11 protein-coding genes are annotated in these 16,466 nt (G+C 54.3%); all 11 read right to left on the minus strand.

The window, feature by feature from the left end; all coding sequences use genetic code 11:
• Positions 1-274: 274 nt before the first annotated feature.
• The 11 genes from ABEA92_RS00255 to nadB all read right to left on the minus strand — a co-directional run bounded on the left by ABEA92_RS00255 (position 275) and on the right by nadB (position 16,144).
• Complete coding sequence (locus ABEA92_RS00255; RefSeq protein WP_345681689.1) at positions 275-1,201, minus strand: DUF1559 domain-containing protein; 927 nt, start codon at positions 1,199-1,201, stop codon at positions 275-277.
• 1,669 nt (positions 1,202-2,870) lie between these two features.
• Positions 2,871-3,233, minus strand: a complete 363-nt coding sequence (locus tag ABEA92_RS00260) for a hypothetical protein (RefSeq protein WP_345681690.1) — start codon at positions 3,231-3,233, stop codon at positions 2,871-2,873.
• Positions 3,234-4,649: 1,416 nt separating this feature from the next.
• Positions 4,650-5,060 (minus strand): hypothetical protein, encoded by a 411-nt coding sequence (locus tag ABEA92_RS00265; protein WP_345681691.1) that lies wholly within the window; start codon positions 5,058-5,060, stop codon positions 4,650-4,652.
• 1,739 nt (positions 5,061-6,799) lie between these two features.
• On the minus strand, positions 6,800-6,976 hold the full coding sequence (locus tag ABEA92_RS00270; RefSeq protein ID WP_345681692.1) for a hypothetical protein: 177 nt from the start codon (positions 6,974-6,976) through the stop codon (positions 6,800-6,802).
• Between the two features lie 252 nt (positions 6,977-7,228).
• The gene (locus ABEA92_RS00275; protein ID WP_345681693.1) at positions 7,229-7,468 is read right to left on the minus strand and encodes a hypothetical protein; all 240 of its coding nucleotides are present in this window, start codon (positions 7,466-7,468) and stop codon (positions 7,229-7,231) included.
• A 209-nt stretch (positions 7,469-7,677) separates the two neighbouring features.
• Complete coding sequence (locus tag ABEA92_RS00280) at positions 7,678-8,259, minus strand: hypothetical protein (protein ID WP_345681694.1); 582 nt, start codon at positions 8,257-8,259, stop codon at positions 7,678-7,680.
• Positions 8,256-8,654 (minus strand): hypothetical protein, encoded by a 399-nt coding sequence (locus tag ABEA92_RS00285; RefSeq protein WP_345681695.1) that lies wholly within the window; start codon positions 8,652-8,654, stop codon positions 8,256-8,258. The genes ABEA92_RS00280 and ABEA92_RS00285 overlap by 4 nt, the downstream gene beginning before the upstream one ends.
• Positions 8,655-8,814: 160 nt before the next feature.
• Positions 8,815-9,384 carry a DMP19 family protein gene (locus ABEA92_RS00290; protein WP_345681696.1) on the minus strand — a complete coding sequence of 190 codons (570 nt, stop codon included), beginning with the start codon at positions 9,382-9,384 and terminating at the stop codon, positions 8,815-8,817.
• Positions 9,385-12,419: 3,035 nt separating this feature from the next.
• Positions 12,420-13,442: an AAA family ATPase gene (locus ABEA92_RS00295; protein WP_345681697.1), complete on the minus strand. Its 1,023-nt coding sequence runs from the start codon at positions 13,440-13,442 to the stop codon at positions 12,420-12,422.
• Positions 13,439-14,455, minus strand: coding sequence for a lipase family protein (locus ABEA92_RS00300; protein WP_345681698.1), 1,017 nt, complete (start codon positions 14,453-14,455; stop codon positions 13,439-13,441). The genes ABEA92_RS00295 and ABEA92_RS00300 overlap by 4 nt, the downstream gene beginning before the upstream one ends.
• A 30-nt stretch (positions 14,456-14,485) precedes the next feature.
• Positions 14,486-16,144 (minus strand): L-aspartate oxidase, encoded by a 1,659-nt coding sequence (gene nadB / locus ABEA92_RS00305; protein ID WP_345681699.1) that lies wholly within the window; start codon positions 16,142-16,144, stop codon positions 14,486-14,488.
• Positions 16,145-16,466: the final 322 nt, after the last annotated feature.

Below are 16,466 nucleotides of genomic sequence, written 5' to 3' on the forward strand. Positions count from 1 at the left end.
TCGGATGCGGTCACACGAACGTTCTCGAATTTAAGCGAAGGTCGAAAGGGACGAAGTGCGGGGACAACGACGCCGAATACGATCGCGGAGATCGCAATCAAGAATAGAACCGATTTGATCGAGAAACGTTTCAATCGTTGCGTATAATCCGGTCGCTAATGTTCGACGAACGTTTTGAATCACACGGCGACGGCGAACGATGTGAACACAGAATGCAACTTAACTCCGTCGCTCGCGTGCATTCGCTGGTTCGTCGCCGACAACAACGTCGAGATCAGTCATGACCGGCACGAGAAATGAGTGACCGTATTGTCTTCCGATCAGTCGAGTCGTTCAAAAGCCTTACAGCCCCGTCGGCAATCAGTACGTTCACACCGCCAGCATGAAAGGAGAACAAACCATGACCATTGTCTTCGTTGATTACGTATTCGACGCGGAGCACGAGGTGCTGTGCATGGGTCGACACAGCCCACGCTGCCTGATGGTGATCCGGCATGCCGGCCGACACAGTGAACGGGATCATGGGTGTCCCTGGATGATGACGGTCAGGTCGACCAGCTCTTTCTCCCACAAGCAGCGTGTTCGACAATCCATCGGTGATGTCGGAGAACCGCCGCTTGGGATACCGCACCTGCCCACTGTCCGAATGCTTTGGTTCGCCCCAACCGCCGAAATCCGCGTCTAACCAACTTCCTGACTCGGGGCACATCCCAACAATGGCGGCATAGTCCGTTCGTGCGGCCGTACCTGTCGGTTGACTGAATACGCCATTGGCATCCCGCCAAAGATTGAGACCAGGAACGATCTCAGTCGGCGTACTGGTTGACGGACACTCAAACACAGGGATTCGGAGATTGATCACATCTTGGTTCTCTGGACTCGTCGAAGCGAGATCGATCCTAAGAGCCTGCAGCACGTCATTCCGGCCCAGTTGAGGCAAGACAGCGGAACGCCAAGAGTGGCAATGAAATTCGTTAATCGGGGACGGAGAATAGTTGTAGAGACCAGGAACTTGCCTGTGGCTAGAGTGGTAGTTCTGAATAGCGAGCCCGAGTTGCCGCAGGTTGTTTTGGCACTGGCTTCGACGCATCGCCTCACGAGCTCGCTGGATCGCCGGAAACGCGATCGCGATTAGAATGCCGACAATTACAATCACAATGATCAGCTCGAACAAGGTAACGCCATTTCGCAATCGGATCATTTAGCTCAAACTTTTGTCGGGGAACGATAACGATCACGTGGTCGCGGCGATCGATTCACCACTTCAATAAACTCAGCTCGGCGACTCAGATGCATCGTCTGGTGCTTCCTTTTTGCGGCACAAATTCAATTGTATCGCAAGAGCTAATCGAGCACCAATTCTGCACTCATCTCGTTTGCGAATCGTTTTGCGATTTCGTGGACGTAGGATTCTTGACCTTCTGCGCAGTTCACCAGGACGACGCCCAAATCGTCATCCCAATCTGGGCCAGGATAGGAAAACGAAGACCAGACGAATCGCCCGACTACCTCACCGTTCCGTTTGATTGCGCGTTCGTCGGGAGGCAATCGAAGTGGCATCGGCTCTCCATTCGCCGGGTGGTGTCCCATTCGAGGCAGTGGCTCCGTGAGTGACGGATCGGATTTTGCGATGCTAATCCAATGCGCACGTCGCAATTGATGTTCGCCGTTTTCGAGAAGCTGAATCTGGGGCATCTTGCTTAATATCAAAGTGGGGTTGGTGGGTGCATCTGTGATACGCTGGCACCCAATCGTTGCGAGAAGAATGGAAACAGCGAAAAACCGTGCGGTCACTTTAATGGCAGAACGGTGGTGGTCACCTGGCGGCGACCCAAGATTTTGCGTTCACGAAAACACGTTGCCGTCGCTCGGGTGCACCCTGCTGGTTCTTGCGATAGGCTTGCGTGGCGGACGAACCGCCAATCCGACGGCGCTCAACGAACCTCAGGATAGCGAGCGAAGGAGGCACGAGCAACAAACGACAATGAAGAATCGGAAACGCAGCGTTCTAGCGGCGTGGCATTCCAGGCGTTATTAACAACCACAGATACACGCAGATGCACACAGATACGATTCTCGATCAACCACATCTGTGTCCATTTGAGTTAATCTGTGGTTAAACCCAACTCACGCATCGGTCCGACAAGAAGGCCTGAACTATCAGGAAATTTTAATGAAAGTGACGTTCGCCCGATACGATGTCGCTGCCGACGTGAACTGGTAAAAACGTTCGAGACCTGGACAACCATTTCGCCCCCATTAGGATGTGTACGATCCCTCAAGAACGTTGGCGGTCACCTGGCGGCGCCCCAAGACTTTGTGCACACGAAAACACGTTGCCGTCACTCGGGTGCACACGCTGGTTCTTGCGATGGGCCTGCGTGGCGAACGAATCGCCAATCGGACGGCGATCAATGAACCTCAGGATAGCGACCGAAATAGGCTCGAGCAACAAACGACAATGAAGAATCGGAAACGCAGCGATCTAGCGGCGTGGCATTCCAGGCGTTATTAACAACCACAGATACACGCAGATGCACACAGATACGATTCGCGATCAACCACATCTGTGTCCATTTGAGTTAATCTGTGGTTAAATCCAACCACGCATCGGTCCGACAAGAAGGCCTGAACTATCAGGAAATTTTAATGAAAGTGACGTTCGCCCGATACGATGTCACTGCCGACGTGAACTGAAAAAAACGTTCGAGACCTGAGCAACCATTTCGCCCCCATTTGGATGTGCACGATCCCGCAAGAACGGTGGCCGTCACCTGGGACGGCGAGTCGAGTCGCCATTTGTAAAAACCTGATGCCGTCCTCAATTTGCACGGACTTGTTATCCGCAGCTTTGGATTGCCGGTGCGATGTCACGGTAAATCTTCCGAATCCAGGTCACCAAACAATTCATCACGTGGAGAACGATACCAAACTATGAGTTCGTAGATGCCGCTGCAAGAGAATAGCAGTTTGCCAAGCATTGAAACCGAGAAGCCAGTCGCGGTGAATGACATCGCAATCCCGGTCAACGCAAGTAGAAAGTAGATGATGAGCGGAATTGCCGCCCAGCGTTGTTGGAACCAAGTAAGTGCAGCGAACAGCCCAACCGACAGCCAGAAAACACCGAATGCTCTTGAGCCGTCAACAAAAGATCCGTAGGCAACTACGGGTGCGAAAAGTGCAAGCAGCGGAGTGAACCACCCGATGCCCCATCCAGGGAAGCGAAATGTCATGTAAGTAAACGTTGGGTCGTAGACGGAAAGAATTGCAGTCGGGAAACGCCACCCGTAACCGGGTCGCGTCGAAAAAGTCTACCATCGCCAAAACGTTTGACACGCGATTCCGGTTCACGGGATTGTTGCCTTCCCGCTAGCAGGCTCTATGCCGGTCTCGCCACTGCGTCGCGTTCGGCAAAATCGATCCATCGCATGGCCGAAGCAACCGCAAAACTCCGAAGCCAATTGTGAGCGAGGGACGTTCGCCTGCCAGCCAGAATCACTGCACAGGTTAGTTTCGAAATCGGTTTAGCAGTGACTGCAGTTCATCATGATTCTCAGATGTCGTTAAAATGACAATTGAGCTGTTCTGGGGGTAGGGAGCCATTGCTGATGTTCCACCAGCTGCCTCCCAGCTTGTCGGTGAGATCGCGGATTGAATCAGGGTCATGAGCAACTCAGGGCTCCACTTTCCATCCTTCGTCCAAACCGGAAGATCCGCTGTGCGATAAGTGACGGGATAGGTTTTCGCGACTTCTTTTGCAGGGATTGGGTTTTCGGCAAACGCGAGAGGCAGGATCCAAGGCGACGACACCGCGGCAAGCAGTAGAATAGTGGTTAACGAAAAAGCAACTTTAGGTAAACGCATCGAATTCTCCAGTAGCGGTTAAGGTAGTGTTAAAAATTACACAAACGCGACCTCGTGAGAAATAGCAATCACTGCAAATCAAAATCACTCAGTCAAATAACGCTACGCATCAGCGGGGACGGGCGAAAGACTTGCAAGCATACCAAAACGTGTGCCACCCGTCCTCCGTTGAATACGATGGTTATCCGCCCGGTTTGGCTTTCTTCTTCGGTGAAAATCCTCCATAGAGCCGAGCAGAATCATAAGCGGACAGATCATTTTGGATTGGATCAAGAATCAATCGCTGCTGTGCGTCGAAAACAAACACGGCCAGCCACTTCCGCGTTTTGCGGTCTTCGACCGAAAAATACTCAACCTGCTTGGCGGAGACTATGGAGTAGCACTTGTATGGTGGAAGGGGAGGGAATTCGCGTTGTCGCGTCCCGTTTGGGTACACCCAGTCGTTGTAGATGTGTCGCGGGAATTCCTCGTCCGTTGATATGCCATTTACAATTATCTCACGCTCAGAATTCGGGTCGCTCCTAGTTTTGTGCCGTGTTGCAGTACGTGCGATGAGACCAAGTGTCGGGGACCTTCGTTCGGTCCAGCGAAACCCTTGTTCGTCAACCCTGTGAGCCACCGGCCCCCATGCATCGTTAACGGACGGTGGCTCTTCCGCGTGCGCGCAACCGTGCATTAGCACAAGTAGGGTCAACAGGAAGGAGGGTGCTAGCTTTGCGTTCATTTCAGTCGGATAACGGTGCGGTTTTGCGGGGCCGCGCGAGCGACTCGCCATTTCAAAAACGTCAATTCACGGCCTCCGGTGCAACCGACGGGTCCCCGCCTATCGTGTCATCAACATCTGCATCCGATGTAAAGTAAAGCCGCAATTCAGGACGGTCGTCGACCAGCAGGTCTACCGTACCAGCAGCCATGTCCCAACGTGCATGGCAACCGCCACGCATTACCGGTGTACGTTCGGTTGACGCTACACGAACGGATACAGATCGAATCGGCCGTAAGGAGTCACTGGTGAACAATTCAACCGTGTATTTACCACCGAAATCATCGCTAAGTTTTGACCATGTGCTCAAGCGATACCTGCCATCAGGTGAATCGAATGTCGAACCGCCGCTAATCGTGACTAGCGATAGCAGCAACGGAACTGATGCGAGCGCAAGAACCGTCAGCAAAAGGAACCAGCGAAAACGGTTCATGGCACACAGATCATCTGAGTTCGTGGATTCCTCATGCGATAGCTACTCCAGTCGGGGAACGTTTGAATTCACCGAGGACGCGCGGTGGACATTGATTTGGAGAACAACTGCGCTGCGTCCTTCGGTGCAATTCTTGGTTCTGGCTGTTCGTCGTACTCGTACTCGTACTCGTACTCAGCATCGCGGTACTCGTACTCGTCAGCAGCATTGTACTCCGCGTTGGATTCGGAGACAGCGTCGGTGCGGGCGATCGGCAATGTTCAGCGGAATCGATTGGGCGGCGCGAAGCCATTGGTCGCGCGCACGACGATGAAGGCCGACAAGATCCCTCGCGACGGCGAACGATGAAGCGACGTAGTCAATCGACAGGCTGTAAACATCAAGTCGATCGTGGTCGAAGATTGGTTCGGTCATCGGTACCCCATTTCGAGTACGAGTACGAGTACGAGTACGAGTACCGGCTGCGCCTGAGTACGAGCACGAGTACGATTTCTTCATTGCCAGAACGTTCAACGATCACCCGGTCGCCGCGAGTGACTCTCCATTTGGAAACCGCGCGGTCGGCGACTCCGCGGCGAGTAGACCGGGGTCTCTTTGGTTTAGGTGAAGCTTTGTGTTCCCTGTTTGCCACTGGATTCCCATTGTGGTGTCACAAGATTTTAACCCTGCCTCATTGACCCTCGGCCCCTCTCAGATCCGGACGTGCCGTGTTATTGCATCCAGCTCCCAGATTTCACCTACGTCCACAGTGAGCTACGAACCTGTTTGCCGACGTACCACGCTGAAATCGCTGGAATACGATCCACACAGGACACGATCGAGCAGATGACACTCGCTGTTCGTCCAAATAAACGCTGCGAAGTCGAGAACGCTACACCGCGATTCGCCACTGGGTGCGAACGATGGACTCTCAAAGTCGCGTAAAATCCTGACCGCCTTCCCTACACCGGTATTACCCGGCTTCTCGCTACCCAATTGGACTTTGGGCGGCTGCGGTACTATGCGGCCATCCGAATCCCTGAGAGTCATTTGCCTTCGTCGCTTATTCCACTTCTCGGGCATACTCGGTTCGTTGTGATTGCAAGTCATAATCGAATCAAGAACTTCAGGGCCTCACTGGTTGCCTGGCTGACGTGTTATATAGCGCGAATGGGGCGCCGACTCCGGGTCTCCGTTTGCAACTCGCCATTGATGCTACAAACGGTGTTGCCTTGGGGCGTGAACAAACCTTGGGCAGGATCCAACATTGACAAAATTTCGGAGCTAATCCCATTCACAGTCGCGCACACCACCTGCGATCCATTCATCCTCACTACCTCTGCCGTGTACGCTTCAAACTGCGACTTTAGCTAATGATGTCTATACGCAGCCTGCAACACTCGATACTGGGCGTGTGGCTAGCACTTACCCAGGCGGGATTCCCACCCGCTCGTCAATCAGACCTTGCCAGTCCGCACGTTCACGCAATTGTTCTGCATTCGTTCTATCTTGGAAAGTCTGACCATCCGCGAAAAACCGTCTTGAAGCACTCTTCAATCTGCTCTAGCGATGTGGTTGACCTCTTCGGCGATCCTTCCTGCTCAATCCTCTTCAGTTCTTGGCCGAGTTCTCTAAGCAGTTCTGATCCGGTCGTCCACGCCACTTCATGAAGAAGGACGTGCAACCTATCAGCCTCATTGGACAGTCCATCGTTTCGTAACGACGCCGTTAACGCATCGAAGCACTCGTAAGACACTGGTTCAGAAGCCATACATTGTCGGATTCTTTAGAACGGCATCGGTCGTGCGTTCCGCTTGGTCGCGTTCGATCGCCGTTTGAAGCAACAAGGCAATCATCTGCGGTCGATCTCGATTCATTGCCGCTTCATCCCATGCGTCCAACAAACCGCATGCGAATAACCGTTCGTTTACGGTCATCCCACTGAGCTCATCGTCAGACGGTCTTGTCGCGGTCATTGTATTGCAGAACGGTAGAAATCACGGGGGACGGGCGAAAGATTTGCAAGCAGACGCGGGAACGGTCTACCCGTCCTCGCGTGCATTTCATGGTTCCCCGCTATTGCAGTGTAGATTCGTCAGCCACCACGGTTGATTTGAACCCAATCATACCGAACGCAGTAACAGACAGCAAATCCGCGTCAAGCCACAACGAACGCGATCAGCCGTCAATCAGCGCGAATCCGTGTTGCCACCAGTTGTCAGCACGAGCCAATTTCGGCGAATCAGCAACAGGTACGCAAGTGTCAAGAACAAATTGGCCATGAACGCCATGATGTGAACGATTGCGGGGGCAACGTCGACCCACGTTGCAAAAGTGTTGAGCGTGAACGAATTGCAGTACCCGGCGATCAGAAACAAGCCAGCAGCACTGAACGGAATACTTGCGGCTTTGCCTGGATGAACGTTCACAGCCTTCGCCTGACGATAGAAGGCAGTCGTTGCGATGAACGCAAGAATCACGATCAGCAACACGGCACTACGGAAGAGAGACGAATGTAAGCAGAGTGATAATCTGTCGGGGAACGTCTAAAATCACCGGGCGGCGACAAGTGACTCTCCATTTGAAAACGCCGGAAGCCGCCGCTCCGGTGCATTTTTTTGCCATCCAGCGATTTGTGTCAGGATTCGGTCAGTTCGACGGCAACCATCCAGTCAGAATTCTTTGTTGGTCGCGAATCATATATGCGTTGCGGCTGTGGGTTTTGTCGAGCGGATTGTTGATTCTCTGGAGCGACGTAACCAAGACGCAAAGTAATTGATTCAGGTGTGCGATCTCGGCGGTTCTTGAAACGCCATTCTGTTTCGAATGGCGCGAATTGATGGGGGAAGCATCCAACTCCAGACAGGAAGAATGTGACGCGATCTATTTGATCAACATTCAAGAGCGGTATCCCATCGCACCACGTTCCCAGTCGTTGGGTCTGCTCGATCTGCGAAAACGGAAACCAGAATTCGAGCATAGAAGCGAGCTTTGAATCCGTAACGATTGAAGGGCGCTGATCGACCGAAGCGAATTTCCATCTCCAGATCGCGGTTGCGATCCTTGATTCGAGTGTGTCAGTAGTAGGTGGGTTTGAATCTGCGAAGATTGTGTCCTTAGCTGGATAACGACGGCGGTCACCGGGCACGGAGAGACGACTTTCCACTTTGTAAAACCGCGCAAGCCGTGCTACGCGTGCACGGTATTGTTCTGCCTTCATCTCGTAGCGGGGTCAAACTTGAACACATCGAGAATCGGGAACTTGCGTATCCACCATGATACATAGTTTTCAGGCGCCATCCACGCCTTCCCTGTCTCGAACTCGAATGTGGCTGTCGCCACTCCGGATTGAGAGATGGTTGCGACCGAAAGTGTGACGTTGTCATATCCTTTGGGGTTATCCCCAAACGTGCAGTCTGTCATCAGGTGCGCGGGAATGTCGAACGGGCCATCGTATGAAACGCCAACGAGCCGGCGGGTCGTCAGCGCGTACCAGTTGGCGTTGGACGTTATCGCAGTCACTACGGCGCGCTCGCCATCTGAAGCACCGAATAAATTGAGTACCTCATCGTGATGGTTTTCGATTCGGGTGTATCGCCAGTTTTTGGGAGTCATCGAACTTCGGCGAATGTCCCAGATCACGTTGTTGTAGATTTTCTCGTCTGGCCTAGGATTCATGTTAGGTTCATTGGCAGAACGGCACGGTTCAGCGGGGCCGCGCGAACGACTCACCACCTCGAAAACGTCAAATCGCGCCCTCCGTTGCAACAGATGGTTATCGCATATTTGGCGGTGGTAAATACGGCTGGTCTGGCAACGCAAGTAGTGATTTGAACAATGTATCATCCGACGGGTAGTTCATTGGGTGCCTGATCCGGTCATGCGAATTGAACACATCAATGTCGGGGTGTGTTTCGTCGATTAGATCGATCTGATCCTGCCTCGAAGCAGTAAAACGTGATGGTTCGCAATCTGGAAATAGCTCAAGCACGTTGGTAAACGCGGTCGCCGCGGAAACGTCATCACCAAGTGATAGAATATCGCGAATGTGAAACCAATCATCGCCGGCGGGAGTTTCAAAGTACTTGCGAAACCCAGAACTGTTGACGGCCATGTGTAGTGAGGCGTTCGCAGCAACCATCGCATCAGGTCGGTTTAGCGGAATGCCCTTTTCTGTTTTCCACGACACAACCGCTTGGAGTACGCGCAAAACGTCGTCATCGACAAAGGTCGCTCGTGAGTTGACGATATCGTGAAGTCCGTCGCCAACTTTCTCGCGCGCAACCTCGAACACACCTTCGTAGATCGAAGCTGCGAAATCCGGTGGTGGGTAATGACTATCCATCAATTGCGATAACGTTTGAATTCACCGAGGACGCGCGGTGGACATTGATTTGGAGAACAACTGCGCCGCGTCCTTCGGTGCAATTCTTGGTTCTGGCTGTGCGTCGTGCTCGTGCTCGTGCTCGTGCTCGTACTCAGCATCGCGGTACTCGTACTCGTCAGCAGCATTGTACTCTGCGTTGGATTCGGAGACAGCGTCGGTGCGGGCGATCGGCAATGTTCAGCGGAATCGATTGGGCGGCGCGAAGCCATTGGTCGCGCGCACGACGATGAAGGCCGACAAGATCCCTCGCGACGGCGAACGATGAAGCGACGTAGTCAATCGACAGGCTGTAAACATCAAGTCGATCGTGGTCGAAGATTGGTTTGGTCATCGGTACCCCATTTCGAGTACGAGTACCGGCTGCGCCTGAGTACGAGCACGAGTACGATTTCTTCATTGCCAGAACTATCTTTTTAACCCCGGGTCAGTCGGGTGATATAAGCCGATTGGACCTTATATCACTCGGTGAGTCCAGTCGCTTGGGTTATATCACTCGGTAGCATCGTGAGTCGAGTGATATAGGGTTTTATCACTCAAGAGCATCCGGGAGACGACGCTCATCTCGGTGTTGTAATTTGAGGCAAACTCGCTGCCCCTAGCGGACTTTCGGAAAACGATCGAACCTGGTTCCCGCGGTGACGTTGCCGCGACGCACTCGCCCAGCCGGCGGTGGAGTGTTACCGCGTGAACCGAAATGACGACATCTGTGGTGATTTATCCGCTAGATCAGCTGATTGCCGATCTGTGGCGGGACGCGGCCACGATGGTAGGCTCGGGGAAGGACTGAGAAAATTGGATTGACAATTGGAAATTGAAGAGACAGTGGAGGCTGTTTCCGCTTGCACCTTCGGTTACTTGGGTGGCACTCCGCTGAGGTTCACCGCAATCACGAAGACGGATTATTGGCGATCCGAATCGCCGTTGCAAGCAAATTGTTTGGAAAATGGGTTTGCTGCTGCGAAGCAAAGAAACACGAGGTGATTGGAAGCGGGGGAAAGTATTGAACAGGAGGTGAGGGAGGGGACGGAGATAAAGCGTTTCCTGCGCCCCTTCGGGGCTTTTATTCTTGCGTTGTCTTGTAACCCACGGCTCACGCCGTGGGCTACGGGATGCCGTCCCTGCCGGGACTTGGGGATGATGTTTGTCGCCCTTGTAGCGCACTGCGATTGCTAGTCGCTTGCAGCGATGTTGGGGAGCGAGTGAGAATTGAAAAAGTTAAATTGACAATTGTAAATTTTAAAATGGATGGGTGTGGCTCGGCGGGGAAGGACGCCTCCGAAAATGATTGAACAGGAGGTTGAGGGAGACGACGAAGATGAGGTGATTCGTGGCTCTGTTCCTTCCGCTTGCTCCTGTCCAACTAAGACCGCGTAATTGCTGCTTGCTTCTGCGGCGAGGGCATCTGCTGTGATTGAACCAACTTGGCTGAGTGTGGTTGACGGTTGTCCTGAGGCGGGATCTTTAGCAAGATCCACTACGGGAGGGTGGGGCTGGACGGTGCGGGGTGCGAGCGAGACCGAGACAGGCCCTCACCCGGACGTGGCCTTGAGGGCCCGTCCGACCTCTCCCGTGCTGCGCTCGGGAGAGGTGGCTTGTGGAGAATACGTGACTTTTGACTCTGTTGCCTCGGTTTGCTCCTGTTCAAAACAGACCGCGCATTTGTTGCTTGCGTCTGCGGCGGCGGCATCTGATCTGATTGAATGGGGACGGCTGAGCTTGGTTGACGGTCGTTTTGGGGCCGGGATCTTTAGCAAGATCCACTACGGGAGGGTGGGGCTGGACGGTGCGGGGTGCGAGTGAGACCGCGGCAGGCCCTCACCCGGACGTGGCCTTGAGGGGCCCGTCCGACCTCTCCCGTGCTGCGCTCGGGAGAGGTGGCTTGATGGAGAATACGTGATTTGTCGCTCTGTTGCCTCGGTTTGCTCCTGTTCAAAACAGACCGCGCATTTGTTGCTTGCGTCTGCGGCGGGGGCATCTGCTCTGATTTAATGGGGGCGGCTGAGTGTGAGCGACGGTCGTTTTGGGGCGCGATCTTTAGCAAGATCCACTACGGGAGGGTGGGGTGAGCCGGACCGGACGTGGAATTGATGCGGGGTGGTGGAGATTGGAAAGGTGTTGTGGGGGCGGTATTTTGGCTTAGGCTGAGGCCGCTAAGAGGAAGCGAACATTCGCGTTCATTTGCGTCTATTCGCGGGCCTGTTTTTTTACGGCGCTGCGGGTGCGCGAGTGCAAGATAACTGGCCGGATCGCGGTTGACGTCGGTCTTTCCTGTCGCCCCTTCGGGGCTTTCATTCTTGCGTTGTTTTGTAACCCACGGCTCACGCCGTGGGCTACAGCATGCCGTCCCTGTCGGGACTTGAGGATGATGTTTGTTGCCCTTGTTGCGCACTGCGATTGCTAGTCGCTTGCAGCGATGTTGGGGAGGGAGTGAGAATTGAAAAAGTTAAATTGACAATTGTAAATTTTAAAATGGATGAGCGTGGCTCGGCGGGGAAGGATGCCTCCCAAAATGATTGAACAGAAGGAAAGGGAGGTAACAGAGAGGGGGGGGGATTTGTGGCTCTGTTTTCTCTGTTTGCTCCTGTTCGAATTGTCCGAGCGATCGGCCTTTTGGTCTACGAAAGAGGACACCTGCCGTGATGCGGAGTTGTGATTAAATGGGGGCGATTGGCTGTGGTTGACGGTCGTTTTGACGCGGGATCTTTAGCAAGATCCACTACGGGCGGCCTTGTGGGCCCGTCCGACCTCTCCCGTGCTGCGTTTGGGAGAGGTGGCTGATGGAGAATTACGAGACTTGTAACTCTGTTGCCTCGGTTTGCTCCTGTTCAAATTGTCCGAGCAATCGGCCTTTTGGTCTACGAAAGAGAACACCTGCCGCGATGCGGAGTTGTGATTGAATGGGGGCGGTTGGGTGTGGTTGACGGTCGTTTTGGCGCGGGATCTTTAGCAAGATCCACTACGGGGAATTGTCTTCGATGTTGGCCGGTTTGCGATTAGAGGTCGTCATCGTCGTCATCGTCGTCGTCGTCGCGGTCGGGGTGCAGCGGGTCATCGGGGTCGAAGAACAGATCGGCGAGTCCGAGTGGCACGGCGTCGCCGCCGAGCGTGCGTTTGCGACGCTGCGCTAAACTTTCAAGATCCACCGCTTCTTCGCCGAGACATTTCTCCAGCGCTTCTTGCCACGCTTCGTCGGCACTGATCGGATGATTCTTGTCTTGCATCATTCGCTTGATTGCAAAACGCAGCAGATTGATGCCGTCGCGAGGCGAAAAATCGAGCTTCAGTTCGTGCGAATGCTGCAGGAACTCGACCGTCATCGCCAACATCTCGGGTTGAGCAAACGGCAAATGGTACTGCAGGATCGACATTTCATCCTGCTTGCTCGGAAACCCGACGCTGAGCGTGGGCTGCAAACGACTCATGATGTAATCAGGAATCTCAAACGTCGACTCGTCCTGGTTCATCGTCACGGTCGCCCGAAATTCCTTTTCAGCATGAATCGTGATCCCGGCGACGATCGATTCGACGTAACGGCGCCCGTCCAGCAGTGGCGCAAGTGATGCCCACGACTTTTCGTTCATCCGGTTGCCTTCGTCCAAAATGCAGATGCCGCCGGTGATCATCGCGGTGACAAGCGGCGACGCGTGATAGGCGATCTCGCCACCTTGGCTTAGCACCGGAGTGATCAGCAGGTCTTCGGGCCGCGTGTCAGCAGTGCACTGGTAAATGTACAGCGGACGCCCTTGCGCTTTGGCCGCTGCGATCGCCAATTGAGTCTTGCCCACCCCAGGCGAACCGATCAATCGCGGCGTTAGCGGCAGATCTGAATCGTCGACCGATATCCAGCAGGCCAACAATTGCATCAACACTTCTTGTTGACCGATCCATTGCCCGGCCGCTTCATAAGGATGCGACAGTTTCAAACGAACGCCGTCGATCTCGACATGCCCAGACGCGTTGGGCTGGGTCGTGCCAACCTCGGGTCGGTGTTTTTGACTCTGTTGCGAACCGCTCATCCCTGAACTCTCATTTCATTCGTGTCGAAGCCATCTTCAGATGACTTGGGTTGTTTTTCGAAGGTCGTCATGCGTGGTTTCAAATGGGGCAAATCAACTCGTTCCTCTTCAGTGTATTCACGCTCGTCGCCGGCATATTCCGCACCGGTTTTGGCGACGCCGCCGCCTCCCAGTTCGACTTGCTCGGCTTGAACCGCATCCAAAATGGCCGCGATGTAATTGTGGATTGAATGGTCGCTGAAATGGTCGATTTTCCAGCGACGCAAACCGTGGATGAATCCCCACCATCGATCGCGGCGCCGCATCAACATGTTCAATTTCCCAAGTCGCCCATGGCGATCAATGTAAACCTCGCTGCCGCAGTGGCGATAGCCGAGCAGCAGCGGGGGAACACGGGTGACGATATCGTTGTTGTTGACAAAGCGAAAATGATCGAGTGCTACGTAGTTAACGTAACGGTTATCGCCGACCCGTGGGCTGCCGTAGGTATAAAGTTGCTCGGGATTCGATGGAATATGTGACAGAAAACAGCGGCCCGAGCAAATCGTCGCCATCGCTCCGCCGAGCGAATGCCCACAAAACCAAAGTGGTTGTTCGTTACTCATCAGCGCGGTTTCGATCATCGGCCACAGGTCGTCCACTTCGCGTTTAAATCCGCGATGGACTTTGCCAATCGTTTCGGCGACCACTGATGCTGCGTTGGCATCGGCTTGGATATCATTCCATTCGTTCGGTTCGGTGCCCCGGCATGCGATCACGCAGTCGAAATCGTTCCGGAAACGATACGCTTGGGACCCGTCACGGTCGTAGAAGGTCACGTCGTCAAAGCCGGCGACTTTTGCGGCACGCCTCGCTTCGTCTTCGTCGTTATACGCAATCATCGACAATTCGGCGAACAACAACGCCCGCTGCAAAAATGTCAAATCTCGAATCGGACCGCGGACCTTCGAATGGACGACAAACGGCACTTCGCCGGGATCGCTGATCAGATTGTTAACGGTTTCTTCGATCATGATTGCAGTTCCCTTTCCTTGAGATGAATGCTAATTCGATCGTGTGATCTCGTTGGGTTCAAGCGGTTCCCCTATTTTTGGGTGTCCGCCATCGACGTCAATCTGTTGCGTCAGATGTCGACGCCAATTGTCGTCATCAGTGTGGGGGAAGTCCGATCGAAAATGAACGCCGCGTGATTCATTCCGGGCCAGCGCCGAGCGGACAACACACGAAGCGACCAACAGCATGTTTTGTAGTTCCCAGCCTTCGACCGTATCAAATTGCCGAGACATGACGTAGGCGGCAAACGAGCGGATCGAATCCTCGGCTTCACGCAGCCCTCCGGCGTCACGTTCCACTCCGGCCCATCGTCCCATCAAACTCTTCAGCGATACTCGCACGTCGGCGACGTCAAACGATTCACGCTGCAAATGAATCGGATGCTGAATCGGCAGCGCTTCGAGCTTGTTGACACTTTCAGCTGCCGCTCGCGAGGCGGCTTCACCCGCATGGGCGCCATACACCAAGCCTTCGAGCAAACTGTTGCTGGCCAGTCGGTTGGCCCCGTGCAGCCCGCTGCTAGTCGCTTCGCCGGCGGCCCACAAACCCGGCAAACTCGTGCGGCCTTGGCGGTCCACCGTCACTCCGCCAATCATGTAGTGGGCTCCGGGGCGTACCGGAATGCGGTCGCTGGTGATGTCCAGCCCAAACTTGGCACACGCCTGCGCGATCCCCGGGAAACGCTTGCGAACTTTCTCGGCGTCCAGATGTGCCAAGTCCAAGTAGACGCAGGGATGTTTGGTGACGTTCATCTGACGAATGATCGATTGGCTGACGACATCGCGCGGCGCCAATTCGGCGCGCGAATCATACTCGGGCATGAATCGGTGCCCGGATGCGTCGACCAAGTGGGCGCCCTCGCCTCGAATTGCTTCGGTGATCAATGATCGTGATGATCCTGCGATGTACAGCACGGTGGGATGAAATTGGATAAATTCCATGTCACGCAATTGCACGCCGGCGCGATACGCGATCGCCAGCCCATCGCCGGTTGCAACGGGCGGATTGGTCGATTCACGATAAACTTGCCCGGCCCCTCCGGTACAAAGAATCGTTTCTTTGGCCCACACCATCAACGGTCGGTTGTCAGGCCCGACGATGATCGCGCCGCGGCAACGTCCTTCGTAGGTCAACAGGTCGACGGTAAAGGCGTTATCCCAAATTTCGACGTTCGGCAAACTGCGAGTGCGATCGATGACCGCACGCATGATCTCGGCTCCGGTCGAATCGCCTTGCGCGTGCACGATCCGTTCACGGCTGTGGCCTCCTTCGCGACCAAGTGCCAAGATGCCATCGGCTTCGTCAAATCGCGTCCCCCAGCGGATCAATTCTTCGATCCTGCGAGGGCCTTCGCGAATCACCATATCGACGGTGCCGCAATCACACAGATTTCCACCGGCATCCATGGTGTCGATGACGTGGTCTTCGAAACGGTCGTCGGGATCGACAACCCCGGCGATGCCCCCTTGCGCATAATTGCTATTTGATTCGCGCAGTTTGTCTTTGGTGACGACCAATACCGAGCGATTGGATTCGACCGCATTGGCGGCTCGCAAACCGGCTAGCCCACCCCCGATGATCAACACATCGGTAAACCGATGCAGTGATCGTCGCGTATCAAAGGGCATCAAATAACGGGGGGTCATCATGGACGTCTTCTCTCTCCGGTAGCTTCGCATATCGACATACTGCTGTTATAGCGGATACGCTGGTGGACCATGAGTACCGGTAGCGGTGCATTTGCAGACACGATCAAGAGGCCAGGCGTTGGTAATCGGTACGACGTGAAAAATCGAACCACTTGACCGGAAATCGCCGAACCGGCGTTTTCGACGCTGCGTTGCTGCGACGTATGATTAAGCTGAGAAAACAGACCGAGCGCCGAACACGTCCCCCAAACGCCCGAATCGCCTCAATGGACTGCCCCGCGTCCGAACCAGACATCCCGAGCTGAAAAAACATCGCCGTGCC

The organism is Novipirellula caenicola, from assembly GCF_039545035.1.
Classification (GTDB): Bacteria; Planctomycetota; Planctomycetia; order Pirellulales; family Pirellulaceae; genus Novipirellula; species Novipirellula caenicola.